The organism is Laspinema sp. D2d, from assembly GCF_025370755.1.
Taxonomy (GTDB): domain Bacteria; phylum Cyanobacteriota; class Cyanobacteriia; order Cyanobacteriales; family Laspinemataceae; genus Laspinema.
Window position 1 is genome coordinate 12,885 of the sequence record NZ_JAMXFC010000010.1, and the last position, 23,774, is coordinate 36,658.

The window sequence follows — 23,774 nt, forward strand, 5'->3', positions numbered from 1 at the left end:
GCCCATACATCCACTCAACAGACCAATTCATCAATAAATTAACCCCGGAGTCAGTGGGGACTCCCGGTTCATCCGGGGATTATATTTGTCAAATCGAGGCACAAATCCCAGGGGGAAGAAGAAACAAGATTCCAAAAGAGAACCCCGGTTAAACTTCTTTAATTAAAAGAATTACCCCATGAGGTTCTTTGCTTCCATCTTTGAGGGGATTAAAACTCAGGCGGCACTGAATCGAGTCACCCTGACTATTTAACGCATCCATGAAAATTTCTTGACCCGATTGAGTTCCACTCAAGCATTGATAAAGGGGGTCCCGCAGACGTTCTAAGGGTAAGCCAATATCCAGATTAAAGAGGGATTTGTTCTTGACTTCATCAGCTTTTGGTCCCCAAATATTTTGGGCTGCTTCGTTCCAAGTTTGAACATTAAATTGACGATCTACCACAATCACGGCAGATTGTAAACTAGCAAAAATAGATTCTAAAAAAGCGTTACATAGATTCAGTTCTATGGTTTTCCGCCCGAGTTCATCATTGATGGTTTGAAGTTCCTCATTGCTGGATTGAAGTTCCTCATTCATCGTCTCTAGTTCTTCATTGGTAGACTGGAGTTCTTCGTTGGTCGTCTCCAATTCTTCATGGCTGGACTGGAGTTCTTCGTTGGTGGTCTCCAGTTCTTCATTGCTGGACTGGAGTTCTTCATTCACGGTTTCGAGTTCTTGGTTAGACCGTTCGAGTTCTTCTTGTAACTGGTGATAGCGGGTCACTTCGTTAAACGTGATACTTACACCCAGGGGATCGTTGGTATTTTGCTGTAAGAGGGAGATTTCGATATCCAAATACTGAATACTGCCATCGCTCCAAGTGCGAATTACATCGCTAACGAGAATCGAGTTTCCCTCTTTGTAGACCCGTTCAATCTGCGATCGCAACTCCACGGGACGATAAGAAATTTCTAAATCCTGGAAGGGTCGTCCTAAGTCCTGGCGATCGATGTCAAAACGGGCGCGAGCTAACTGATTGGCTAGGGCGAGATTGTTCTGAGAGTCCACGACAATTTGTGCCACGGGCGTCGCATTAAAAGCCTCTTCCAACAGACGGATATTTAAAGCCGAGCGCATCCCGGCTTCTTCTTTTCTATTCTGCGCTAAGAGTAGGAGGCGCTCACGCCGGTCCATTTTTGGCACTTTCTGAAAGATTCGGTGTTGTAAGTTTAAGGGACTAAATAGATCAGCGTTAGTCAGTAGCATTTCGGCTTTACCCAAAAATAAACAGCCTGTGTCTTTGAGTGCAAAATGAAAGCGACCCAGAATCTGCTTTTGGGTTTCCGCATTAAAATACATCAGGGTGTTGCGGCATACCAGCAAATCTATGCGAGAAATGGGAGCATCGTGAATCAAGTCATGACGACCAAAAATCACCACCTGACGGAGATCCCTAGCCACCCCGAAGCGATCGCCGACTTCCTTAAAGTATCGCTGCTGAAACTCCTCCGAGAGGGACTCGATGTCTTTGGCTTTATAGCTGGCATTCCGTGCCTGTGCCAAGGCTTCCTCATCTACATCGGTGGCGTAAATTTTCACCCGGCGCAGACACTCTTCCATACCGAGGGTTTCTGCCAGTAAAATAGCCAAAGTGTAGGCTTCTTCTCCCGAGGCACAACCCGCAATCCAGAAGCGCAGGGGTTCTTCCGGGGATTTGTGTTTGATAATTTGCGGCAGGGTATGCGTCGCTAAGTATTGCCATGCCGTGAGATCTCGAAAAAAGCTGGTAACGTTAATTAAGATGGTGTTGAATAAGGCGGGGAATTCTTCTGGGTGAACTTTCAGGTATTCCAGATAATCCCCAAAGTTGTCAATATGATGCACCTGCATTCGCTTGGTGACTCGACGCTGGAGGGTAGAACGCTTATATCCGACGAAATCAAAGCCACGCGATCGGCGCAGATACTCTAAAAGTGCTTCAAAGATTGAAGTCTGATCAGTTGCAGTCATTGTTGATGGTTTGATGAGAACGCAGTTAAGAGAGGATATAAGAGAATCAGCGAAGGTAAGTTAATCGCAGTACAGATTTTATGTTCTCTCATAAAAGTTACTGGCGCAATAGGGGATATTCCCAATTTCGGGAGATTTTAAGGTTGCCCCTGTTAGCCTGCTGGGGTACTGCGGTGGCTCAAAATCTCCCCTCGTCAATTGGGAAGTGTATTCGTATTGTTGAGAAAAAAGTTGGGTAAGGACCTTTGATGATCACCGGGGGTAGGATAGTCCGCAGGTTAGGTCCCGGGGTATTCGCTTGGAGAGAATTGACCCGCTTGGGGGAAATAGGGAGCGCTATAATATCAAAAGCCGATGGAGTAACAAGGGGCGATCGCATTGGCGCTCTCCCGAAGATATTTTCGGCTAATGTCATTGATTAAAACCCCGAATTATGGAGCGGGTTGAATAAATTTTAGGGGAAAATGGTTTAGGTCACTCCTGATGACCTCTGATGGTTCAATCATACCCTAATTTAATTGGTTTAGACCGGATGGATTTTATCCTTTAAAATTTAAGAGATAAATCCTCAAATTCTCAAAGCAATGTCAAAAGAATTCGCCCTCGGCGATCGCGTCCGGGTTGTCGCCTTACCCGCCTACCTCAAAACTGCTGAACCCATCCCCATGCTCCGTCCACCCAACGCCGTCAGCTTGGGGGAAGAAGGCACAATCATCGATCGCAAACCCGGAGGATATTGGAGCGTCCGCTTTAAAAAAGGGGCGTTTCTCATCGAAAGCCACTATATTGAACCCATACAGGATACCTTGGAAACCTCTCAGGAAGAAACCGCAGAAAATCTATGAGCACCCGTTCAGCTTGCTTAATTTTTAATCCCTGTTCTGGCAAAGGCAATCCCGAGGCCGAACTCAAACAGATTTTCTCACTTTTAGAACCAGAAATTAAACTGGATATTCGCTATACGAAACCTGATTTAGACCCAAGTCAACTGGCTCATGAGGCGATCGCCCGGGGAGTTGATTTAGTGATTGCTTCCGGTGGCGATGGCACTGTTTCGGCGGTAGCTGAAGCCTTAATTACTACAGAAATTCCCCTCGGAGTGATCCCGAGAGGGACTGCCAATGCTTTTGCCACTGCCTTGGGAATTCCCACCAATATACCCGGAGCCTGTCAGACGATTTTATCTGGATTAATTCGGGCGATCGATGGCGCAACTTGTAACGGGAAACCCTGCATTTTGCTCACAGGAGTGGGATGGGAAGCAGAAACCGTGGAACAAGCCGATCGCGAAGCCAAAAACTGGTTTGGTGCAATGGCTTATTTAGTTGCCGGAATCGAAAAACTCTGGGAGATCCAGTCCTTTAACGTTGAGCTGGAAATGGACGGAGAAATTAGCAAACTGCGGGCGATCGCCGTCACCGTTGCCAACGCTGCACCCGCCACCTCAGTCCTGGCTCAAGGACCTGGAGGCGTCATCCCCGACGATGGATTGCTCGATGTCACGATTCTATCCACCCAGACGGAAATGAGCACTTTGGGAGCCGTTTCTAGCTTAATGACGGGCGCATTACGGGGGGTCGCGTCTCAACACAATGATGTTTTATACCTGCGGACTAACCGCATCAAAGTCACCACCAATCCCCCCCAAAAAGTGACCGTAGATGGGGAACTGCGAGGGACTACCCCGATAGAAGTGGAATGCCTTCCCTTGAGTTTAAATGTCATGGTTCCGGATATCTAGTCCCCAGAGGACAGATGAAGAATGGGGCCACTTCCGGTCCCACACACCCATCTACTCCACTCCCCTTGTTACAAAGATGATGGCTATAAATCACCCCCTCCAATCAGGGTAAAAGCCCCGCCGGTCCTCTCCCCTGTGCGTTAGGAAGGAGTCCAAGGGTGGGGGTTCGCTGATTGAATCAGGGGAAAAATCTATATTCATCAAAGCTTTGGCAAGGGTGGAGCCGGAAATTGAGGAAATAGTGGAAGGGTTCAAGAGGACCCAATCCACTGAGGCGAGTCCGTTTGAATTGGAAAAAGTCTCTATTTTATTCTAAATCTCTAATATTTTGCAGAAGTCCTCAAGTTAATGTTTTGTTTGATTGGACCTGTAATTTATAGGTCAGAATCCCAATCACCTAAACTGTTCAGGGTGAGCAGATATCTTCTAAAAAAATTCACCAAAAATAGAGAGTTGCTTTCTCAAAAATGAGTCTTAACTATGAACAAGCTGGCAAGTTAAGTTGCCACTCATCCTAAAGGTGGTATGATGGGGTGCAGTAGCCGTTGCCATTTCAACAAAAGCCGATGTCCAAACGTCACATTTGCCCTAATCGAAATGCCATCCTACTTGACCTCAAAAGTCCCTCCCTGCGAATCTGATAACTAAATCCTTGTGATTGCAATTTATCCGGGCAGCTTTGATCCCATTACCCTAGGTCACCTTGACATCATAGAGCGAGGGTGTAAGCTGTTTGACCAGGTGATTGTGGCGGTGGTCCTTAATCCCAATAAAACCCCACTGTTTACCGTGCAAGAGCGTTTAGAACAGATTCGCCTTGCGACCCCCCATTTGTCTAATTTAGAAATAGACTGTTTTGAGGGCTTGACGGTGAACTATGCCCGAATTCGAGGGGCGAGTGTCCTGTTAAGGGGACTACGAGTGCTCTCGGACTTCGAGCTAGAACTCCAAATGGCTCATACCAACAAAACCCTAGCGACTGAAATCGAGACCGTTTTTTTAGCAACTTCTAACGAATACAGCTTTTTAAGCAGTAGTGTAGTAAAGGAAGTTGCCCGATTTGGCGGCTCCATCGATCACCTTGTTCCCCAGCACGTTGCGCTTGATATCTACCGATGTTACGCCAAGACACAGCCCGGATTGACCCAGACGACAGATCGAGTCTCCCAGAAGAATCTCCCGAGCACGAGCAGGGACTCCTAGATATCCAGAGGGAACTAAACCGACTGGAGGAGATGATTCTCGAAAGTCCGCGCATCCCGTTTACGGGAAGGACCCTGGTGGATGAGGAGCAGTTGCTAGAGCAGCTCGATCTCCTGCGGCTGAATTTACCTGCTGCCTTTGAGGAAGTAGAGGAAATCATCCGCCACAAAGACGAAATCATTGTCCAAGCGGAACAATATGCCCAGGAAATTTTGGAAGCTGCCGAGCAAAGGGCGGCCCAAATTCTCGATGAAATGGGAATTGTCCGACAGGCAAAGCTAGAATCAGACCATCTGCGCCAACAGGTCCAGCTTGATTGCGAATCCGCCCAGGAACAGACGATTTCGGAAATCGAACGGTTGCGACGGCAAGCGATGGAGGACCTAGAGGACATGAGGTCCCGGGCGATCGCCGAGGCGGAAGCGATCGAAAAAGGCGCGGATGATTATGCCGATCGCGTCCTCTACAACCTGGAAAGCCAACTCTCAGAAATGTTGCGCGTCATTCGCAATGGGAGATCCCAACTCGACCCCGAATCTAAGTAAACCCCTACCCCTCATCTCAACCCTACCCCTAGCCGAAAGTTGAGGTTTTTGACCTCTTGTGAAATGAATACCCAGGTCCCAGCCCCCCTCCCGGGGGACTGACTCCCCTAACCCAACCAGGGGATTTGTCACCTTCAACGCTGTCCTCTTTTATCCTTTCCCTTCATGGTTTCGGAAAAATTTCGCCGCCAATTACGCACAGAGGCTCGGAAATGGACAATGGAGGGCTTGATTTCCGAGGATCACTATCAAGAATTGTCCCGTCGCTATCTCTTTGAAGCGCTTGATCGCCAGAATCAGACTCGGTTTATTGCGATCCTAGTGGGGTTGGGAGCCCTGCTGATCACCAGCGGGGCGATCGCCTTAGTCCAAGCCAATTGGGATGTCTGGGACCGGGAAATCAAAACCGCTGTCCTGGCGGTAGTCTTTATTGCCGTGAATCTGTGTGCCTTCTATTTGTGGGGCGATCCACTGGGGCGATCGCATCGCTTCCCCGGATGGCAAAGCCGCACAGGTCAAGGATTATTCTTTCTGAGTTCCCTCCTCCTCGGGTTAAACATCACCCTGATTGGGGAAATTTTCCTCATGAATCCCTCGTGGGGAGAATTTTGGTTAATTTGGGGATTAGCGGTGCTGGTCATGGCTTACAGCTTGCGTTTGAGCGGCTGTGGAATTTTAGCCACTCTGTTAATTGGGGGAGGATACTGGCCCGGTTTAGCCCAAGTTTATCAAGGAGACGGATTGTTTTGGATCCGGACCGTGATCCTCCATCTGCCCCTAATTGCTGCCTTCCTCTTAGTGCCCCTCGCCTACTGGTGCCGATCGCCCTGGATTTTTGGATTGGCGACCCTGGTCCTGATTCAGTCGGTGCAAGTCAATCTAATCGTCGGGTTCAGTCTGCTGAATGTCCCAAATCATTGGCTACTGGCGATCGCCTACGCCCTACCCCCTGCCCTCCTGTGGAGTTACGATGATAAACCCTGGCAATTAACGGGGGTGTTTGATGAGGTCGAAGAACTCCCCCGATTTAGACCCATCGCCCGCACCTTTGCCCTAATCTTTCTCGCCGTCTCCTTTTATTTAATCTCCTTCCATTGGTTTTGGTCCTCAGATTCCCTGATTGGGCCTTGGGATCCCACCATTGCCGAAATTCCCCTTCAACAAGGGTTTGCCTACCTCCTCGATATCCTCATTGTCTTGGGGAGTTGGTTGGCCTTAGCGTGGCATTTTACCAGTCCTGGAGAGAATTTCCGGCGTTTTTCTTCCCCCGATGCTTACTTAAATCATGCGATCGGTCTGGTGATTGCGATCGCCACGGGAATGCTGTTCTGGCATTTTGGCATCCAACCCTTACCCCTGCTGGGTCCCTTACTGTTTAACATCCTGCTATTTTTGTTAGCATACGGATTGATGCGTCAGGGTCTTACCCAAGGCGATCGGCGAATTTTTTGGTGGGGTACGCTACTATTAACCTTGCAAATTCTCACCCGAGTTCTGGAGTATGAAACCGGATTAGTTTTGAAATCCATTGTCTTTGTTCTCTGTGGAATGGCTACAATTGCTATTGGCCTCACCGTAGGCACTGGGATTAAACCCATTGAAAACCAAGACTTAGGAGAATGAATAGCCCACACTCATGCACAGAGGTGTATAGTAATAGGTCTTTTCCTGCGCAGGTTAAGTTAAAACAAAACCCTTAGATTAAAAATCAGCATTCTTTCGTCAATTTTAATTCTGACCCTTCCCCTGATCTGCCTAGAAGGGGGTTTTATCAATTATGCAAAACGAGCAGCATTCTTCCCCAGAAAAAATCAAACCCAGCTTTATATTAGGCCGATTTTTAATTCCTCTGTGCATTCAAACTGCCGCCATGCTGACCGGGGCATTTTTTGCAGTTCATACCGAAGCCAATGGAAAATTAGTGACTTTAGAAACCGAACCTGTTAATGTGAGTAAATTTATTAGAAATTCTTCCAATCGGGTCAGTTATAACATTTCCAGCTTCAAAAAACTCGAAGAAATTCCCGGTTGGGAAGAACTGCCGGGAACTCCTGTACCTTGTCCCCGGAATAACCAACGCCGAAATCGGCAGAATCAGTGTAACCCAAACGCCAAATTGTTAGACCCGGATTTGACCCTTTATGTAATTTTGGAACCGCCCACCAAGGAAGAAGCCGGGGAAGTGCCAACCCCTTGGGTGGCAGTGGGGCTAAGTGGCAATCGCCCCACGGAATTAGGAGAAAATCAAGTGATGATTAAGGGGAGATCTTTAGAAGATTTGGTCGAGTATGAGGGAGAAAAATTTTACCTAATGCGATCGCAACGGGAGGAAATTTTGGAACGCTTGGATTCGACGGCCCAGGAGGAAAAACTAGAACCCTTAATGATCCAGCTTAAAGTGAATCCGCGAGGAAAAGCCGTCCCGGTTAATTTGTGGGTCGGCGATCGCAACTATTCCCTCTCAAATTGAATCAAACCAGTAACTGTTAACTCTTAGAATATGAATAGTTTAGCCCAGTTGATTGTCACCAGTCTCAGCCTGTTTTTATTGGGGTGTACACCTTCGGGATTACCCCCTTCTGCCGACGCCCAACCCAATAGGGAAGTGGTGTCTTCTTCACCCATCGTCCAAATAGAGAGGGGACAAGATTTGCCCATTACCGCACAAGCAACCATCGGCGACCAAACCATTGATTTAGAAGTGGCAACCACACCCCAACAGCAGGCGATCGGATTGATGTACCGAAGTGAGATTGCCCCAAATCGGGGGATGTTATTTCCGTTTAATCCGCCTAGAACCGTCACCTTTTGGATGAAAAACGTTGAAATTAACCTGGATATGATATTTTTGCGGGATGGAGAAGTCCTAGCGATCGCCGCTGATGTTCCCCCCTGTACCACCAACCCTTGTCCCTTCTACGGACCGCCAAATACCCCGGTTGATCATGTGCTGGAACTCGGAGGAGGACGCGCTGCGGAACTGGGGATACAAGTCGGCGATCGGATTGCGATCGAGTTTTTAGAGTAAATAGTCCGGAGAGGACAGCGCCGGATTCAAAAGGCTTTTGGGAGGTTAATGTCCCAAAAGCCCCAGGCGATCAAAAGACGTTGACTGACAAGAGACGGTAAGCTGAAGGCGATCGCCTCTACCGGAGTCACTTCAGCCAGCAGTTTTATAACTCCAGTGTTATGTTTTAAGAGAGTTTGGACTATACTAAAAGATTAGTTCAACCGCAGTGGATCGGATCCTTAATTATTGTCCGAATCGGGTAGGGTTGCGATCGCATGAGGGAAAAACAATGCCAAAATGGAAAGTCACAACAGAATTCAGCTTTGACAGTGCCCACTTCATTAAAGACTACGATGGACCCTGCGGACGAATGCACGGACATACCTATCGAGTGCGCATAGAAGCCACAACCCACAAGCTGCACTCCTCAGAATACTGCCCACACGAAGTCATGGTTGCTGACTTCAAAACCCTCCGTTGGGCAAAACGAGACGTCACCAAAGGCGGATTAGATCACTGCGTCCTCAATGACGTCATGCCACCGGAATATGAAACCACCGCAGAGATGATCGCCAAATACATTTATGACGAAACCAAGCGCCGCTTACCAGAAGGAGTACGCTTAAAAGTAGCCGTCTCAGAAACCCCCAATTCCTGGGCTGAGTATGAGGATGATTGAGGGGAAAAAATAGAAAAGCAGCCTTTGTGAAAGCTGCTTTTTGTGGGGAATTGCCCCGATGTAGCGGGTTGTAAAAATTGCTGAATTCATCCAGATTTCCCAGGAGAATAAACAGAACGAGCAAACTCTAAAACTTCCTGTTGACGTTCCTCCGATAAACGGGAAAGCACAGCCCCCAGTCGCTCAGATACGGAAAACCAACTCTTCGTGTTCGCCTTCCAAACCACGATAAACGCTTCCGAGGAGAGGGTACATAACGCCAAAGTTTCTCCCTCTTCATTGGCAAACTCCACCTCATACTCACCTTCGGCAAAACACTCCACAATCGCGCCCTGACTTCCGGCTGACAGATGAGAATTTGGTAAATCGACTAACAGTTCAATGATATCAAATAATTGAGGGTCCTCCATAGTCTTTTTCTAACATATAGGGTTACTAATTTAGCGGCATCACTTTCCAATTCTACTATCCACCCCCTGCGATCGCCCTCTCCCCACCCATCCCATTGACAATCTGTAATAGCCAGTTGATTTATCCCAGGAGCGATCGCCCCCAACTCCCTGCTTTATCCGGTAAGATGACAGTAGCCAGTTGAGAAACCCCGAATCATGAGCGTTACCATTCCCGATGAAATCCTGGAAGCGGCACAAATAACTGAGGCCGAGTTAAAGCAGGAAATTGCCATGCTGCTTTTCCAACAACAAAAGCTCTCTTTGGTCCAAGCCAGCCAATTAGCTGGGATGCCAAGAATTGGGTTTGAGAAGTTGCTGATTTCTCGCAATATTCCCCCGTATTTTTATGAAATAGAAGATTATGAATTGGATATTAAAAATCTCAAGGAATTGGGGGATTTGTGACAGTCGTTAGCAACACTTCACCCATTACCAATCTGGCGGCCATTCGCCAGCTAGACCTACTGCAACAACTTTATACTCAGATTGTTATTCCTGAAGCGGTTTACAACGAGCTAACTGGGGTGGAGACTCCCGTCCCTGGTACGAGGGAAGTGCAGGATTTAGATTGGATTTAAGTTCGTCCGGTGGTTAACCCTTCTTTCGTGATAGCACTGCAACAAGAACCGTTAGATCCAGGGGAAGCAGAAGCGATCGCCTTAGCCCGAGAATTAAACGCGGATCGGCTCTTAATTGATGAACGGAAAGGTCGAGCCGTTGCTTCTCGCCTGGGAATAAAACTCACGGGGGTTTTAGGTATTTTGATTGTTGCTAAACGCCGGGAATTGATTACTGAAATTAAACCTTTAATCGATGAGTTAATTGATATTTCTCGGTTTCGGGTTGGCGACGAACTATACGCTCGGGTTTTACAGGATGTTGGCGAGTAATTGGTGTTGCAGAGGCGATCGCCTTCTCCCCACCTATCCCATTGACAATCTATAATCGTCAGTTGAGTTATCCCAACCCGATCGCCCCCCAGGGTCTTTTCCTTTGAACCAAACCGTTTCTCGCCGTCGGAGGCGATCGCCACTGCCCATCTGCAAAAGCAACTGTGGTTGACATCCGGCAAATTGCCCAATAAAATTGCATACATAGCCTCTCTAAAATTTCTCTGGGTTATCAATATGGCCAATAAAATCAATCCAAAATTGAGGGCGCGACTAGAAGCTCAGAGCAGCCCAGAAACGAAAGCACTTATAGAAAAAGCGGCCTATCTTCAGGGACTTAGCCTTAATGATTTTATTGTCTCAACGGTTCAGGCAGAAGCTATTCGAGTGATTCAAGAGCATCAAACTCTTAAACTCAGCCAGGAGGATAGCGTAGCCTTTGCGAATTCTATTCTTAATCCTCCTCAGCTAAATGATAAAATTAAATCTGCATTTTCTCAATACAAAGACGTCATAAAAAACTAATTGAAACTTGCTCAGATTTCCGGAATTCAAACCCCCAAAAATGATGCGATTTTTTACTAAAAAATCGATTTAATTCTCTGAATCAAGATGGATTCGGGGCTTGACAGCGCAGTTGGGTGTGATTGGTGAGGGAATCAGCGAATTGGATATCAAATCATCACGGATTCCTTGCCACTCTGCCAGAAACCAGAGGTCCCCAGGCTCAAGGGGCCTACCCTGTGCTGATTATACTTTCATTCTCCATCGCGCCTGGGGGGAGAGTGGATCCAAAAACTTGGGGTCTGGACTGCTGAACCTCAAACCAGAATAAGATAAAGTAATCAAATACTAAATCTTATCTTGATGTTGCTATGACCCCTGCTTTTCTTCAACGTCTGCATAGTCCCGATCGCCCGGTTATTGTCTTTGATGGCGCGATGGGTACGAGTCTGCAATTTCAGAACCTGACTGCTGATGACTTTGGCGGCAAGGATTTGGAAGGTTGTAACGAATATCTCGTCTATACGAAGCCGGAAGCGGTGAAAATTGTCCATCGTGGGTTCCTGGAAGCGGGTGCCGATGTGATTGAAACTGACACCTTTGGCGGGACTTCCATTGTGTTGGCGGAATATGATCTGGGCGATCGCGCTTATGAACTCAATAAAATGGCGGCGGAATTAGCTAAAAGCGTGGCTGCGGAATATTCTACCCCGGAAAAGCCTCGGTTTGTCGCCGGTTCAATGGGTCCGGGGACGAAATTACCCACCTTGGGACATATTGAGTTTGATACGCTGAAAAATGCTTTTAGTGAACAAGCTGAGGGGTTGATTGATGGCGGGGTTGATTTATTAATTGTGGAAACTTGTCAGGATGTGTTGCAAATTAAGGCGGCATTGAATGGCATTGAAGCGGTTTTTGAAAAAAGAGGTCAGCGATTACCCTTGATGGTTTCCATCACGATGGAAGTCATGGGAACGATGTTAGTCGGTTCTGATATTAGTGCAGCTTTGGCAATTTTAGAACCCTATCCCATTGATATTTTGGGTCTCAATTGTGCCACGGGTCCCGCTCAAATGAAGGAACATATCCGGTATTTAACTGAAAATTCCCCGTTTGTGGTGTCCTGTATTCCCAATGCTGGGTTACCTGAAAATATTGGGGGACAGGCGCATTACAAGTTGACGCCGATGGAGTTGCGGATGGCGTTGATGCACTTTGTAGAAGATTTGGGAGTGCAGGTGATTGGCGGGTGTTGTGGGACGCAAGCGCCTCACATTGCTCAGTTAGCGGAATTGTCGAAGAGTTTGAAGCCGAAGGAGCGATCGGTGCGGGTTTGGGGGGAAAATGGCACTCCTGCGCCTCGCAATTTGTTCCAATATACTCCGGCTGCGGCTTCGATTTATAGTGCGCAACCCTATGAACAGGATAATTCGTTTCTGATTGTCGGGGAACGGCTGAATGCCAGCGGTTCTAAGAAGTGCCGGGAGATGCTGAATGCGGAAGATTGGGATGGATTAGTAGCCCTGGGACGGGAACAAGTGCGAGAAGGCGCTCACATTTTGGATGTGAACGTAGACTATGTGGGACGGGATGGGGTGCGGGATATGCACGAGTTGGTGTCCCGGTTGGTGACAAATGTAACCCTACCTCTGATGCTGGATTCCACGGAATGGGAGAAGATGGAGGCGGGGTTGAAAGTTGCCGGGGGTAAGTGTTTGATGAACTCCACCAACTTTGAAGATGGGGAACCCCGATTCTACAAAGTGCTAGATTTGGCGAAGCAGTATGGGGCGGGGGTGGTTGTGGGTACGATTGATGAGGAGGGGATGGCGCGGACGGCGGAACGCAAGTTTGAAATTGCCAAGCGTGCATATAATGCGGCGATCGCCTATGGTGTCCCCGCCCATGAATTGTTTTTTGATACCCTAGCATTACCGATTTCTACCGGGATTGAAGAAGATCGGGAGAATGGAAAAGCGACAATTGAATCAATTCGCCGGATCCGGGAAGAACTGCCCGGTTGTCACATTTTGTTAGGGGTTTCTAATATTTCCTTTGGCTTGAATCCAGCAGCGCGACAAGTGCTGAATTCGGTGTTTTTACATGAAGCAATGCAGGTGGGGTTGGATAGCGCCATTGTCAGCGCCAGCAAGATTTTACCTTTGGCTAAAATTGACTCAGAACAGCAAGAAGTCTGCCGGGATTTGATTTACGATCGCCGTCGGTTTGAGGGGGATGTTTGTGTTTATGACCCCCTGGCGAAAGTCACGGAATTTTTCCAAGGGAAAACTACGAAACGGGACCGCTCAATTGATGCCAGTTTGCCCATTGAACAACGGCTCAAAAATCATATTATTGATGGCGAACGGATTGGGTTGACGGAAGCCCTCGCCGTGGCATTAGAAACCTATCCGCCTCTGGAAATTATTAATCAATATCTGTTGGATGGGATGAAGGTGGTTGGGGAATTGTTCGGTTCGGGACAAATGCAATTACCCTTTGTATTGCAATCGGCAGAAACCATGAAAGCAGCGGTGGCTTATTTGGAACCTTTTATGGAAAAAGAAGGGTCTGAAGATAATGCCAAAGGGACGGTGATTATTGCCACAGTGAAAGGCGATGTTCACGATATTGGTAAAAATTTGGTGGATATTATTCTCACGAATAATGGCTATCGGGTGATTAATTTAGGAATTAAGCAGCCGGTAGAGAATATTATCCAAGCCTACGAGGAACATCGGGCAGATTGTATTGCCATGAGTGGACTGTTGGTGAAGTCTACTGCGTTTATGAAGGAAAATCTGGAGGTGTTTAACGAACGGGGAATCAGTGTCCCGGTGATTTTGGGGGGTGCGGCACTAACTCCGAAGTTTGTCCATGAGGATTGTCAGAATACTTACAAAGGTCAAGTCATTTATGGGAAAGATGCCTTTTCCGACTTGCATTTTATGGATAAATTGATGCCTGCCAAGGCGGCGCAAAATTGGGATGATTTAACCGGGTTCTTGGATGAGGCGGAGGCGAAAGAAAGTGCAGGATTAGCAACGACTGAGAATGGGGAAAAGGTCGAAAAGGCAACTCCAAAATCTCAAGAACCGGCGGAAGTGGATACCCGCCGTTCTGATGCCGTGGCGATTGATATTGAGCGCCCTACGCCGCCATTTTGGGGAACGAAGGTGCTGCAACCCGAGGATATTCCTTTGGAGGAAGTGTTCGAGTATATGGATTTGCAAGCGCTGTTTGTGGGACAATGGCAATTCCGCAAGCCCCAAGGTCAATCTCGGGAAGAGTATGATGCCTTTTTGGCGGAAACGGTGCATCCAATTTTAGAGACTTGGAAGGAACGGATATTTTCGGAAAAATTGTTACATCCCCAGGCAGTTTATGGCTATTTTCCTTGTCAGGCTGAGGGGAATTGTTTGCTAGTTTATCAGCCGGAGGAAGGGGAAAAAGGTGCGGTAACGGAACCTATTACTACCTTTGATTTTCCTCGACAAAAGTCGATGCGGCGGTTATGTATCGCGGACTTTTTTGCACCGAAAGAAACGGGTCATATTGATGTATTTCCCATGCACGCGGTGACGGTGGGAGAAGTAGCGACGGAGTACGCCAAACAGTTATTTGATGGCGATCGCTATACGGATTATTTGTATTTTCATGGGATTGCGGTGCAAACAGCGGAGGCGATCGCCGAATGGTTACACGCCCGAATTCGCCGGGAGTTGGGATTTGCCAGTGAGGAACCGGATAATATTCGGGAAATTTTGCAGCAACGTTATCGCGGTTCTCGGTATAGTTTTGGCTATCCCGCTTGTCCGAATATGCAGGACCAGTATAAGCAATTGGATTTGTTAGGCAGCGATCGCATTAACTTGTATATGGATGAAAGTGAACAGCTTTATCCGGAACAATCCACCACGGCGATCGTGACTTATCATCCGGTTGCGAAATACTTTAGCGCCTAATCTCTTCCGGGGCGGAATGCTGCCTCAAATCAAGAGATAAATGCGATCATTCAGGATTGATTCCCCTTTCCCCCCTTGAGTCCCTCCCGTCCCCCTTGGATCCCCCTCTCCCTTTTTAAAGGGGAAGCCCGAGGCAGAAATCTTGGATTCACGGGGGGCTTTTTGTTTACCCTGAAGGGCTCAGATAGGGAGACTCAATAATTGAGATAGGGGAAATTCATGAATTGACTTGCCCTTCTCAGAAGGGCTTTTAAAGATTCAATCCCATCAGCCTTTTTAGATGAGTATCTATAAGCGAGACTGCGTAAACTACCCCAAAAATTTTTATGATTTTTTTCCAGTAGGATATTCCAATCTCTCTCTAATTATTGTAAGCTCATTACATTAAATCGTTCCTTGAGCGTAACCCGTCCTCCTTACCCTGTCCACCCTTGCCGTGTTAGAAGCTTTTGTTGTTGCAACCATTTTATGCGGATTCTTTGGAATTCTTTTTAAAAAGAACCTAGTGATGAAAATTGTCTCAATGGATATCATGAGTACAGGGGTAATTGCCTATTATGTATTCGTGGCATCCCGAGGGGGTGTCGTGAGCCCGATTGTCGCCGCTGATGGGGTTGACAACGTAGCCTACGCTGATCCAGTTCCCCAAGCCGTGATTTTAACGGCGATTGTGATTGGGTTTTCAATTCAGGCTGTAATGTTAGTTGGGGTCATGAAATTAGCCCGGGATAATCCAACTTTAGAACTCTCCGAAATAGAAAAAAATAATACCCCATGAATATCCTGACGATCGCCTGGATGGCCCTGCCCTTTTTGGCTGGCTTCACTATTTTTATCATTCCCCAACTGGATCGCTCCCTCGCGACCTTCACGGCGGTGGCTTCTGCTGTATTTGCCGTCAAGGTGTTTTTAATGGAATCGCCCCTGGCTTTGCAATTACTTGATTCAGCGGGGGTGACGTTATTCATTGATCAAGTAAGCGGTTACTTTATTTTAACCAATGCCTTGGTCACCGCTGCGGTAATTTTTTACTGCTGGGAAACGGAGAAAACTGCTTTCTTTTACGCCCAAATGATTGTGCTGCATGGCAGCCTGAATGCCGCCTTTATTTGCACCGATTTCATGAGCTTATATGTGGCGCTAGAGGTGAGCGGAATTGCGGCTTCGTTGCTGGTGAGCTATTCGAGAAGCGATCGCTCAATTTGGGTGGCGTTGCGCTATCTATTTGTTAGCAATATCGCCATGTTATTTTATCTCGTGGGGGCCGTTCTGGTTTATAAAGCGCATCATTCTTTTAGTTTTGAAGGATTGCGCGGTGCACCCCCAGAAGCCTTGGCTTTAATTTTCATGGCATTGTTAACCAAGGCGGGAATTTTTGTATCGGGATTATGGTTACCCTTAACCCATTCAGAATCAGAAACCCCGGTTTCGGCCCTGTTGTCGGGAATTGTCGTCAAAGCCGGTGCGTATCCTTTAGTTCGTTGTGCTCTAATTTTAGAGGAAGTTAGTCCCATTGTTAGAATTTTTGGGGTAGGAACAGCGATTTTAGGGGTGAGTTATGCGTTGTTTGAAAAAGATACAAAACGCCTCTTAGCCTTTAGTACAGTTTCCCAGTTAGGGTGGATTATTTCCGCCCCAGAAGTGGCAGGGTTTTATACCCTCACCCACGGATTAGTGAAATCGAGTTTGTTTCTAATTGCCGGGAATTTGCCAAGTCGCGACTTCAAAACCCTGCAAACCAATCCCATGAATACTGCATTATGGGTTCCCCTGGGATTAGCCAGTTTATCTATTTCTGGGTTTCCTTTAATGGCGGGATTTGAAGCCAAGATGTTAACCTTACAACATTTGCTTTCTTGGCAAAGTATTCCCATGAATTTGGCAGCGGTGGGAACTGTCATGTGTTTTGGCAAATTTATGTTTCTCCCTCATGGCAACACGGAACCTAAACAACCAATGCGGATGGGCTTTTGGTTGGCGATCGGGCTGTTGTTGGGAGGATTAGTTTTTGCCAATGCGGTTCATTATCAACTCTATACGGTTGCCAATATTCTCAAAGCAATTGGGATTGTGGTAGTGGGGGCCGTGATTTACCTAGCGATTATTCAACGGTGGGTTTTGAATTTACCCCGAAAATTCGAGGAATTTGAGCATTTGACTGGGGTGATGAGTCTGATTGCCGTTCTGCTGTTCTGGTTGGCCTGGAGGGGGCATTAATTATGATAGGATATCTCAATTTAATCCTACGATTGATCATCTGGTTTCTGTTGACTTCGGATCTGAGTTTACCGAATATCCTAATCGGAGTCACGATTTCCCTACTGTTACCTCACAACCATAAAACTAGGGGGCAGATTCAAGATTGGATGCGAGCTTTGTGGGAGATTGTCGTGGCCGTTCCGATCGCCTATAAGGAAGCCTTTGAAATCATCTTGTTCCCTCATCGGTTTGAAGAGATCACGATGGAACAAGCCCCCCCTCGTCGTTCCGCCGGATTAATCTTTTTAGATATCTTTTTGATTACCTTTACCCCCAAGACGATTGTTTCGAGATATCACGAAGAAGGCTGGTATGAAGTCCATCGTTTGCGCCGGAGAAGCCCCTAATGAATTTAGCAATGAATGGGATACTGTTTGCCATGATTTTGGCGCTGTTAATTCCCATGTATGAAGCCTGGAAAGATGATGATGTTTGGCAAAAAATGGTAGCTTTTGCCAGTAGTGCCACGAAAACTTCCATCATGATTTTAGTCGTTTCTGTGTTTCGCGATGATTGGAATATCGGGGTCACAGCCGTGATTATTCTCAGCGTTGGAAATGCCGGTTTAATGTTGCTTGCTCACATTTTGAAACGCTTGAATGAAGTATGATTGACATCTTGAGTTATGGTTGTATCGGTGTCGGAATTTTCTTCTGGTTTTGGGGGACTTTTCCCTTACTAGGGGAGCGATCGGTGTTATATAAGCTCCATGCTCTTTCGGTGGCGGATACCCTGGGTTCTATGGCTATTACCATTGGATTGCTGCTGAAAATCCCGAGGGAATGGCCTTTAATTCTGCTGGCCCTGATTTCTTTAGCCATTTGGAATACAATTTTGGGATATGTTTTAGCCTATTGTTCCAGTGCACAGGAGTCTCATGACTGAATTTTATATCTATGCGATCGTGGCGCTGTTGCCGTTATCGGCTTGTATGTTAGTGGTGCAAACCGATCCCTTTCATGCCCTCATTATTCGGGGGATATTAGGGGCCGTGGCAGCTTTGGTTTATGCCCTGTTGGGGGCCCCAGATGTGGCCTTAACGGAAGCGTTAATGGGAACCTTGCTGGCGGTTACTCTATCCGCTGTGGCGGTGCGTTCCTCAATGGTGATGCGCCTGGGGTTTATTGAAGGGGAATATCCAGAAGGCGATCGCCCTGCCGGAAAACCCATCGAGGATTTACGAGCGGTTTTGGCTAAACGGTATATGCGCCTTGAATTAGTTCCGTATCCCGATGAATTAGCTTTGAATCAAGCCTTTAAAGAAAGAGAAATTCATGCCATTTATGTGAAGCCAACCCTGGTGGAACATGGCGATCTCACCTTCACAACTACCTTAGAAAAAGTAACCGCATATCAAACCACCACGCGGATTAAGCGTCTTTATGAAATCATGAAAGATGAGCTGCCATCGGAGACCCAGGTTACTTATTTCAATCCTTTAATGAGTCAGTTAACTTCATCGGAGCAGCATTAATGAAATGGATTTATGTTCTGGCGGGAATCGCTCTTTGTCTGAAAATTTTATTCACCTCTAATTCTATCCTAACCGATGAAAGTACCTTAGAAATTGTGCAATCGGTGATTCGGGAGAGTGGTGTACCTAATACCGTATCGGCCATTATTTTGAGAAATCGGTTGTACGATACTATCTTTGAAGTTGTGGTTTTTTCAATTGCCATTTTTGGAGTAAAATATTTACTGGCTAATGAAAAACCCATAGCTCATGTACATCAATTCAACGATCCACCCTCCATTGTTTTAGCCCGCTTAGGCGCAACGATCGCCGCATTAGTGGGCGTCGAACTGGCACTTCGCGGCCATTTAAGTCCTGGGGGAGGGTTTGCTGCCGGGGTAGCAGGAGGGACGGCGATCGGGTTAATCGCTATTACTTCATCAATGGAAGTGATGCAGTCTATTTATAAGCGGTGGCATACCGCGACTTGGGAGAAGATTTCGGTCATCACTTTCATCTGTTTATCCATGTTTACCCTAGCGGGAATTGAGTTACCTCACGGTCAACTGGGTGCGTTGCTGAGTGGGGGAATGTTGCCCATTTTAAACATTCTGGTTGCTATCAAAGTAGCCTTGGGTTCATGGGCGGTAATTCTACTCTTTATTCGCTATCGTGGCTTGCTGTGAGGGTTCGAGTTTGTTTAAAATTCGCCTACAGTTTAGGTCATCCCATTGAGGCGGCAAAACCATTCCTAATCTAGTCCCCTTCCCCTTGGCATTGGGAAAGGGACTGGACTTACAAGACTTCTTTATTTTTGGTTTTGACACGAGTGTAAAAGTCGGACATCACCTCCAGGAAGGAAATATCTTTGTGCCAAAAGGGAGGAAAATCTCCGGCTTTTTTAATCAGAATAGCGGGAACGATCGCTGGTTGGGGGGGTGGCGGTGGCGGTGGGAGTCGTTTGGAACCCATCCAAAACTCTTTTAAATCGGCGGTGGCATTCAGGGGGACTCGTTCCGGTTGGGTGTAATAGGATTCCGAGGGTTCTGGGGCGATCGCCGTTTCATGTAAGGAGGCAGAAAGCGCTTCTCCTAATGGGGTTTTTGCCAGTTCAGTTTGCAAATCTTCCCGAGACAGTCCCCGCAATTCAAAGAGTAAAAACGGGTCAGAATCTAATTGCGCCGCCACTAAATAATAAACCCCAGCAATATGTTTACAAGGGTTGGCATAATCGGGACAAGAACAACTGGTTTTGAAGTCTGTCCGACTGTCCGGAAGTAAATGCAGTTTCAAGTCAGAAAAGGCGGAATCAATATTATCCGGCACTTCATTCATTAACAGTTTGGAGACAAAACTGGCATTAGACGCAATAGTTTTAATGGCTTTAGACCATTGCGCTGAGGAAATCGGAGTGATTTCAATTTTGGTCGTATAAAGGGGTTCTTTGTAGACCCCAAAATAGGGATTAACCGAACCCCGAACTTTAGCGGTAATTTGGTTATTGATAATCCGATACTCTTTAATTTTGCCATTATTCGCGTAGGACCGGCCCCTTCCCAGTCGGCTGGAATCGGTAAAGTCTTCTAATGCTTCAATAAAGCGTTTTCCCCACCAGGTTCTACTAAATTTTGCCATGATTTTTACTCCAAAATTGCTTGTTTATTTAAGGCAATCAGTTTTTTAAAACTGTCGTTATCCAGTTCCGTTAGCCAGGATTCATCATTGCCGACGATCGCCGAGGAGAGGCGCTTTTTATCTTCCAGGGTGCGATCAATCCGTTCTTCCAGGGTTCCGATCGCAATAAATTTATGAACAAATACATTTTTTTCTTGCCCAATTCGGAAGGCGCGATCGGTGGCTTGATCTTCAACTGCCGGGTTCCACCAGCGATCAAAGTGGAAAACATGATTGGCTTTCGTCAGGGTAATCCCCACCCCACCGGCTTTTAAGGACAGAATAAAGATGGAAGGTTCGGTTTCGGGGTCTTGAAACTCCGCAATCATTTTTTCCCGTTTTTCACGCGGGGTTCCCCCATGTAGATAGTGGGTTTTGTAATAGCAGGTTTGTTTGAGGTATTTCTCTAATGCCTCACAAATTTGGGTGAATTGGCTGAAAATTAGCAGGCTTTCTCCTTCGGCGATCACTTCCTCTACCATCTCCAAAAGTCGTTCCAATTTGTGCGATCGCGAAGGTAAAAACTCACTGTTATCTTGTAAAAATTGCGCCGGATGGTTACAAACTTGTTTCAGTTTCATCAGCGTGGATAAAATCAAGCCTTTGCGCTGAATTCCTTCCGCTTGTTCTAACTGTTCTGCGACATCTTTAACCACCGCTTCATATAAAGAAGCCTGTTCTTTGGTGAGGTTACAATATTGTTTCTGTTCGACTTTATCGGGCAAATCCTTAATAATCGAACGGTCAGTTTTCACCCGACGCAGGATAAAAGGTTCTACCAATCGTTTTAATGTCGTGGATTTAATCGGGTCATTGTCTTTTTGAATGGGCATTTCAAACCCTTTGCGAAACTGGGCTTCTTTCCCTAAATATCCCGGATTCAAGAAATTGAAAATCGACCATAAATCTAACAGACGGTTTTCAATGGGGGTTCCCGTTAAGGCGAGGCGATGGGTAGAGGGAAGTTTGGCGATCGCCTTGGTTTGTGCCGCTTGCGGATTCTTGATATTTTGCGCTTCATCCACGACAACCCGATGCCACTTTACCCCCTTAAATAGTTTTTCATCTTTGCGGGCTAAAGTAAACGAAGTAATCACCACATCATATTTTAAACTTTCCGCTTTGAATTCTTCCTCATCTTTGAGGCGATCGCTGCCATGATGCACCATTGAAGTAATATGAGGCGCAAACCGTTCAATCTCCCTTTGCCAGTTGCCAATCACTGAAGTGGGTGCAATTAATAGCGTGGGTAACGGTTTCTCTCCTCCCTCTCTTTCTAACACCAAACAGGCAATTACTTGTAATGATTTTCCCAACCCCATATCATCAGCAAGGCAGCCATTGAGTCCCAACTGTTCCAAATATTGGACCCAGGCAACCCCGCGTTTTTGATACTCTCTCAACATTCCTTGTAATTGCGCTGGATTTTCAATGGGTTCCAGACGACTACTATCTCGAAGTTTAGCCATCATTTCCGCTAAAACTTCATCCTGGTCAACTTCAATTTCATCGGAGGCATCGCTGATTTTCTGCATAAACTCTTGTAAGGACATTTCCGGCTGTTCATCTTTATGAGACTGCCAAAATTCCAGCATTTGTTGCATTTTTTTTGCGTCCAACTCAATCCATTCTCCCCGAAATTGGACTAAGGGAGTTTTCGCCTCCACCAGTTGCTGCCATTCCTGTTCACTCACCGGCTGTCCAGCGATAGAAAGCTCATATTTATATTGAATAATCTGCTGTAAACTAAATAGCCCTTTGTTCCCTTGTCCTGCGGATTTCTTTTTAGAAGAAGCTTTCAGGCGCAGGGTTGCACGTCGGCGTCCTTCCGGTGTCCACCAAGCGGGAACGATCACTTTATAACCGGAATCTTCTAAAATCCAGGCACTTTCTTTGAGAAACTCAAAGGCTTCCGCCAAAGTTAACTCTAACCCCGTCGGGCGGTCCGTTTCTAACCCTTTTGAGAGTAACGGATACATCCGGGCGGCATAGCCCAAATTTAACAGTAGATTTTTTTCAAAGTCTGCCCCAAAGTTTTTGTAAAATGTTTTTTTCTCCGTTTTGCTTAAACTCCAATACTCCTCTAATGGAAGTTTCAAAGAAGGGTCTTTTTTAGAAGAGGCTATAAAATTAATTTGCCACTGTTCGGGCTGGTCTGCGGTTCCTTCTTGGAGTTGAAAACAGAGGTAAAAGGGGGCGGTTAATTGTGCGCCGGATAATCGTTCTTTCCAACTAGACCATTGCTGGTAAGTCTCTCGGGAAATATCTGGCCTTCTTGGGTTACTGTGACAGGTGTAGATAAAAGAGTCATTAAACTGTTTAGAGACGGTTTGGGGAATAGGAGTCTCGCCAACCAAATTATTTAATAAACATTCTGAAAAATGCCGCAGCAAACTGGACTTTTCGTAAAACTCTAAAGGTTGGGGGATGGCAGAAAACCCAGCAACACAAGCCAAGGGCATGGCCTCGCTATACTGCTGAATATCGGTTTCATATTGTGCGGATAAAATTTCCCAAGTCGAGTAATATTCGTCAGTTTGAACCGTTTTTGATTTTTTCCCTTTTCCAGTGGTGGAGCTTAGGGTGGCATATTTTAAAGCTGGAATGTATTGGTCTTTGAGAATAATTTGTTTAAAGACTTGACTGTACTGATACCAAAACATTAAATCTGCGCCTAGCTGAACCTCTGCTAAATTATTGATGGCGATAAAATGTAAATCATTTAAGGTTTTAGTGACCGATTTTACCGTGTCGCACTTGACAATATCTTCGACATGATAGCAATCAATCTCCCAAGGATGAAATTCATAAGTTTCTGGGGGTTCATCTTCGAGGTAGCGAAATAGTTCTACGGAAGGTAAGGGGTGATTCCCCGTGGTGGGAAGAATAAAATATTGAGATGAAATCCGCTTTTTAATCCCATTTTCCCGGAGTTCAGGAATTCCCAAATTAGACCGCAAAAATTCCGCCAACTCCGCTTTTTCTAAATGGGCGGGATGGCGTAAACTGGGCTTTTGACGGCTGGGTTTAGGAATCGTTTCAACCCAGAGGTAAAATTGACCCTGACGAATGAACTCGCTGGTGTTATCTGGGATCCAGGTGCCATGAAGGATTTTCATACACAAATCGCAAGGTTGAGAGGTTAGGGGATGTCCTCCGGCAAGGCAGCCGAGGAGAGATGCAACAGATGCCCCTGATGATTGGGGTAGTTTATAGAGTACCATAATCCCTTATCGCGCAAGGGGCGATCGCGCTTCGGTGACTAATCTAAGTTCAGGAACCCTAGATTGCCAGTCCCCAACTGAAAATCACGGACAACCCTGAAAGAGATTTCACTGGGAAAGAATCTCTTGATTCGTATCTTGGGTTACATTTTAGTTGGTATTAAGCCGTATCATGATAGTAG

24 protein-coding genes are annotated in these 23,774 nt (G+C 46.5%); 20 read left to right on the forward strand and 4 right to left on the reverse strand.

Going from position 1 to position 23,774, the window contains the following annotated elements:
- Positions 1 to 148: 148 nt before the first annotated feature.
- Positions 149 to 1,993, reverse strand: a complete 1,845-nt coding sequence (locus NG796_RS09120) for a CheR family methyltransferase (protein ID WP_261205851.1) — start codon at positions 1,991 to 1,993, stop codon at positions 149 to 151.
- Between the two features lie 584 nt (positions 1,994 to 2,577).
- Between NG796_RS09120 and sipA the strand changes: the two genes are divergently transcribed.
- The 8 genes from sipA (at position 2,578) to NG796_RS09160 (ending at position 9,171) form a co-directional block, all read left to right on the forward strand.
- A complete protein-coding gene (sipA, locus tag NG796_RS09125; protein ID WP_261205866.1) occupies positions 2,578 to 2,838 on the forward strand; it encodes a regulatory protein SipA in 261 nt (86 codons plus the stop codon).
- The gene (locus tag NG796_RS09130; protein WP_261205869.1) at positions 2,835 to 3,734 is read left to right on the forward strand and encodes a YegS/Rv2252/BmrU family lipid kinase; all 900 of its coding nucleotides are present in this window, start codon (positions 2,835 to 2,837) and stop codon (positions 3,732 to 3,734) included. The genes sipA and NG796_RS09130 overlap by 4 nt, the downstream gene beginning before the upstream one ends.
- A gap of 654 nt (positions 3,735 to 4,388) precedes the next feature.
- The gene (gene coaD / locus NG796_RS09135; RefSeq protein WP_015150586.1) at positions 4,389 to 4,937 is read left to right on the forward strand and encodes a pantetheine-phosphate adenylyltransferase; all 549 of its coding nucleotides are present in this window, start codon (positions 4,389 to 4,391) and stop codon (positions 4,935 to 4,937) included.
- Positions 4,850 to 5,482, forward strand: a complete 633-nt coding sequence (locus NG796_RS09140; protein ID WP_261205876.1) for a hypothetical protein — start codon at positions 4,850 to 4,852, stop codon at positions 5,480 to 5,482. The genes coaD and NG796_RS09140 overlap by 88 nt, the downstream gene beginning before the upstream one ends.
- Before the next feature lie 219 nt (positions 5,483 to 5,701).
- The gene (locus NG796_RS09145) at positions 5,702 to 7,105 is read left to right on the forward strand and encodes a DUF2157 domain-containing protein (RefSeq protein WP_261205878.1); all 1,404 of its coding nucleotides are present in this window, start codon (positions 5,702 to 5,704) and stop codon (positions 7,103 to 7,105) included.
- Positions 7,106 to 7,259: 154 nt separating this feature from the next.
- Positions 7,260 to 7,952 (forward strand): GDYXXLXY domain-containing protein, encoded by a 693-nt coding sequence (locus NG796_RS09150; protein ID WP_261205887.1) that lies wholly within the window; start codon positions 7,260 to 7,262, stop codon positions 7,950 to 7,952.
- A 30-nt stretch (positions 7,953 to 7,982) separates the two neighbouring features.
- Positions 7,983 to 8,510 (forward strand): DUF192 domain-containing protein, encoded by a 528-nt coding sequence (locus tag NG796_RS09155; RefSeq protein WP_261205888.1) that lies wholly within the window; start codon positions 7,983 to 7,985, stop codon positions 8,508 to 8,510.
- 271 nt (positions 8,511 to 8,781) lie between these two features.
- A complete protein-coding gene (locus tag NG796_RS09160; protein WP_261205889.1) occupies positions 8,782 to 9,171 on the forward strand; it encodes a 6-pyruvoyl trahydropterin synthase family protein in 390 nt (129 codons plus the stop codon).
- Between the two features lie 86 nt (positions 9,172 to 9,257).
- Here NG796_RS09160 and NG796_RS09165 read toward each other — a convergent pair whose 3' ends face one another.
- Positions 9,258 to 9,581, reverse strand: coding sequence for a DUF4926 domain-containing protein (locus NG796_RS09165; RefSeq protein ID WP_261205891.1), 324 nt, complete (start codon positions 9,579 to 9,581; stop codon positions 9,258 to 9,260).
- Positions 9,582 to 9,779: 198 nt separating this feature from the next.
- Between NG796_RS09165 and NG796_RS09170 the strand changes: the two genes are divergently transcribed.
- From NG796_RS09170 to NG796_RS09225, 12 genes are all read left to right on the forward strand, one after another.
- A complete protein-coding gene (locus tag NG796_RS09170; protein WP_261205892.1) occupies positions 9,780 to 10,028 on the forward strand; it encodes a UPF0175 family protein in 249 nt (82 codons plus the stop codon).
- Positions 10,025 to 10,201 (forward strand): hypothetical protein, encoded by a 177-nt coding sequence (locus NG796_RS09175; protein WP_261205898.1) that lies wholly within the window; start codon positions 10,025 to 10,027, stop codon positions 10,199 to 10,201. The genes NG796_RS09170 and NG796_RS09175 overlap by 4 nt, the downstream gene beginning before the upstream one ends.
- 9 nt (positions 10,202 to 10,210) lie before the next feature.
- A complete protein-coding gene (locus NG796_RS09180; RefSeq protein WP_261205906.1) occupies positions 10,211 to 10,513 on the forward strand; it encodes a DUF3368 domain-containing protein in 303 nt (100 codons plus the stop codon).
- 237 nt (positions 10,514 to 10,750) lie between these two features.
- Positions 10,751 to 11,038 carry a DUF1778 domain-containing protein gene (locus tag NG796_RS09185; RefSeq protein WP_261205908.1) on the forward strand — a complete coding sequence of 96 codons (288 nt, stop codon included), beginning with the start codon at positions 10,751 to 10,753 and terminating at the stop codon, positions 11,036 to 11,038.
- Between the two features lie 350 nt (positions 11,039 to 11,388).
- Entirely contained in the window at positions 11,389 to 14,982 is a 3,594-nt protein-coding gene (metH, locus tag NG796_RS09190; RefSeq protein WP_261205923.1) for a methionine synthase, read from the forward strand.
- 436 nt (positions 14,983 to 15,418) lie between these two features.
- Positions 15,419 to 15,760, forward strand: coding sequence for an NADH-quinone oxidoreductase subunit K (locus tag NG796_RS09195; protein ID WP_261205925.1), 342 nt, complete (start codon positions 15,419 to 15,421; stop codon positions 15,758 to 15,760).
- Complete coding sequence (locus NG796_RS09200; protein WP_261205928.1) at positions 15,757 to 17,199, forward strand: cation:proton antiporter; 1,443 nt, start codon at positions 15,757 to 15,759, stop codon at positions 17,197 to 17,199. Before NG796_RS09195 ends, NG796_RS09200 begins: the two co-directional genes overlap by 4 nt.
- A gap of 2 nt (positions 17,200 to 17,201) precedes the next feature.
- Positions 17,202 to 17,588 (forward strand): cation:proton antiporter, encoded by a 387-nt coding sequence (locus NG796_RS09205; protein ID WP_261205930.1) that lies wholly within the window; start codon positions 17,202 to 17,204, stop codon positions 17,586 to 17,588.
- Positions 17,589 to 17,599: 11 nt separating this feature from the next.
- Positions 17,600 to 17,851: a hypothetical protein gene (locus NG796_RS09210; protein WP_317619291.1), complete on the forward strand. Its 252-nt coding sequence runs from the start codon at positions 17,600 to 17,602 to the stop codon at positions 17,849 to 17,851.
- A complete protein-coding gene (locus NG796_RS09215) occupies positions 17,848 to 18,126 on the forward strand; it encodes a monovalent cation/H(+) antiporter subunit G (RefSeq protein ID WP_261205933.1) in 279 nt (92 codons plus the stop codon). The genes NG796_RS09210 and NG796_RS09215 overlap by 4 nt, the downstream gene beginning before the upstream one ends.
- The gene (locus tag NG796_RS09220) at positions 18,119 to 18,715 is read left to right on the forward strand and encodes a DUF4040 domain-containing protein (protein WP_261205951.1); all 597 of its coding nucleotides are present in this window, start codon (positions 18,119 to 18,121) and stop codon (positions 18,713 to 18,715) included. Before NG796_RS09215 ends, NG796_RS09220 begins: the two co-directional genes overlap by 8 nt.
- Positions 18,715 to 19,380, forward strand: coding sequence for a Na(+)/H(+) antiporter subunit B (locus NG796_RS09225; protein WP_261205952.1), 666 nt, complete (start codon positions 18,715 to 18,717; stop codon positions 19,378 to 19,380). The genes NG796_RS09220 and NG796_RS09225 overlap by 1 nt, the downstream gene beginning before the upstream one ends.
- Positions 19,381 to 19,489: 109 nt before the next feature.
- Here the strand turns inward: NG796_RS09225 and NG796_RS09230 are convergent, their stop codons facing one another.
- Together NG796_RS09230 and NG796_RS09235 are read right to left on the reverse strand one after the other, a co-directional pair.
- On the reverse strand, positions 19,490 to 20,329 hold the full coding sequence (locus NG796_RS09230) for an SWIM zinc finger family protein (protein WP_261205958.1): 840 nt from the start codon (positions 20,327 to 20,329) through the stop codon (positions 19,490 to 19,492).
- A 5-nt stretch (positions 20,330 to 20,334) separates the two neighbouring features.
- Positions 20,335 to 23,592, reverse strand: coding sequence for a DEAD/DEAH box helicase (locus tag NG796_RS09235; RefSeq protein ID WP_261205978.1), 3,258 nt, complete (start codon positions 23,590 to 23,592; stop codon positions 20,335 to 20,337).
- Positions 23,593 to 23,774 lie beyond the last annotated feature (182 nt).

Coding starts and splice junctions, on each gene's coding strand:
- NG796_RS09120 (WP_261205851.1), bottom strand. CDS start 1,993: ATGACTGCAACTGATCAGACTTCAATCTTTGAAGCACTTTTAGAGTAT.
- sipA (WP_261205866.1), top strand. CDS start 2,578: ATGTCAAAAGAATTCGCCCTCGGCGATCGCGTCCGGGTTGTCGCCTTA.
- NG796_RS09130 (WP_261205869.1), top strand. CDS start 2,835: ATGAGCACCCGTTCAGCTTGCTTAATTTTTAATCCCTGTTCTGGCAAA.
- NG796_RS09140 (WP_261205876.1), top strand. CDS start 4,850: ATGTTACGCCAAGACACAGCCCGGATTGACCCAGACGACAGATCGAGT.
- NG796_RS09145 (WP_261205878.1), top strand. CDS start 5,702: ATGGAGGGCTTGATTTCCGAGGATCACTATCAAGAATTGTCCCGTCGC.
- NG796_RS09150 (WP_261205887.1), top strand. CDS start 7,260: ATGCAAAACGAGCAGCATTCTTCCCCAGAAAAAATCAAACCCAGCTTT.
- NG796_RS09155 (WP_261205888.1), top strand. CDS start 7,983: ATGAATAGTTTAGCCCAGTTGATTGTCACCAGTCTCAGCCTGTTTTTA.
- NG796_RS09160 (WP_261205889.1), top strand. CDS start 8,782: ATGCCAAAATGGAAAGTCACAACAGAATTCAGCTTTGACAGTGCCCAC.
- NG796_RS09165 (WP_261205891.1), bottom strand. CDS start 9,581: ATGGAGGACCCTCAATTATTTGATATCATTGAACTGTTAGTCGATTTA.
- NG796_RS09170 (WP_261205892.1), top strand. CDS start 9,780: ATGAGCGTTACCATTCCCGATGAAATCCTGGAAGCGGCACAAATAACT.
- NG796_RS09185 (WP_261205908.1), top strand. CDS start 10,751: ATGGCCAATAAAATCAATCCAAAATTGAGGGCGCGACTAGAAGCTCAG.
- metH (WP_261205923.1), top strand. CDS start 11,389: ATGACCCCTGCTTTTCTTCAACGTCTGCATAGTCCCGATCGCCCGGTT.
- NG796_RS09200 (WP_261205928.1), top strand. CDS start 15,757: ATGAATATCCTGACGATCGCCTGGATGGCCCTGCCCTTTTTGGCTGGC.
- NG796_RS09205 (WP_261205930.1), top strand. CDS start 17,202: ATGATAGGATATCTCAATTTAATCCTACGATTGATCATCTGGTTTCTG.
- NG796_RS09210 (WP_317619291.1), top strand. CDS start 17,600: ATGAATGGGATACTGTTTGCCATGATTTTGGCGCTGTTAATTCCCATG.
- NG796_RS09215 (WP_261205933.1), top strand. CDS start 17,848: ATGATTGACATCTTGAGTTATGGTTGTATCGGTGTCGGAATTTTCTTC.
- NG796_RS09220 (WP_261205951.1), top strand. CDS start 18,119: ATGACTGAATTTTATATCTATGCGATCGTGGCGCTGTTGCCGTTATCG.
- NG796_RS09225 (WP_261205952.1), top strand. CDS start 18,715: ATGAAATGGATTTATGTTCTGGCGGGAATCGCTCTTTGTCTGAAAATT.
- NG796_RS09230 (WP_261205958.1), bottom strand. CDS start 20,329: ATGGCAAAATTTAGTAGAACCTGGTGGGGAAAACGCTTTATTGAAGCA.
- NG796_RS09235 (WP_261205978.1), bottom strand. CDS start 23,592: ATGGTACTCTATAAACTACCCCAATCATCAGGGGCATCTGTTGCATCT.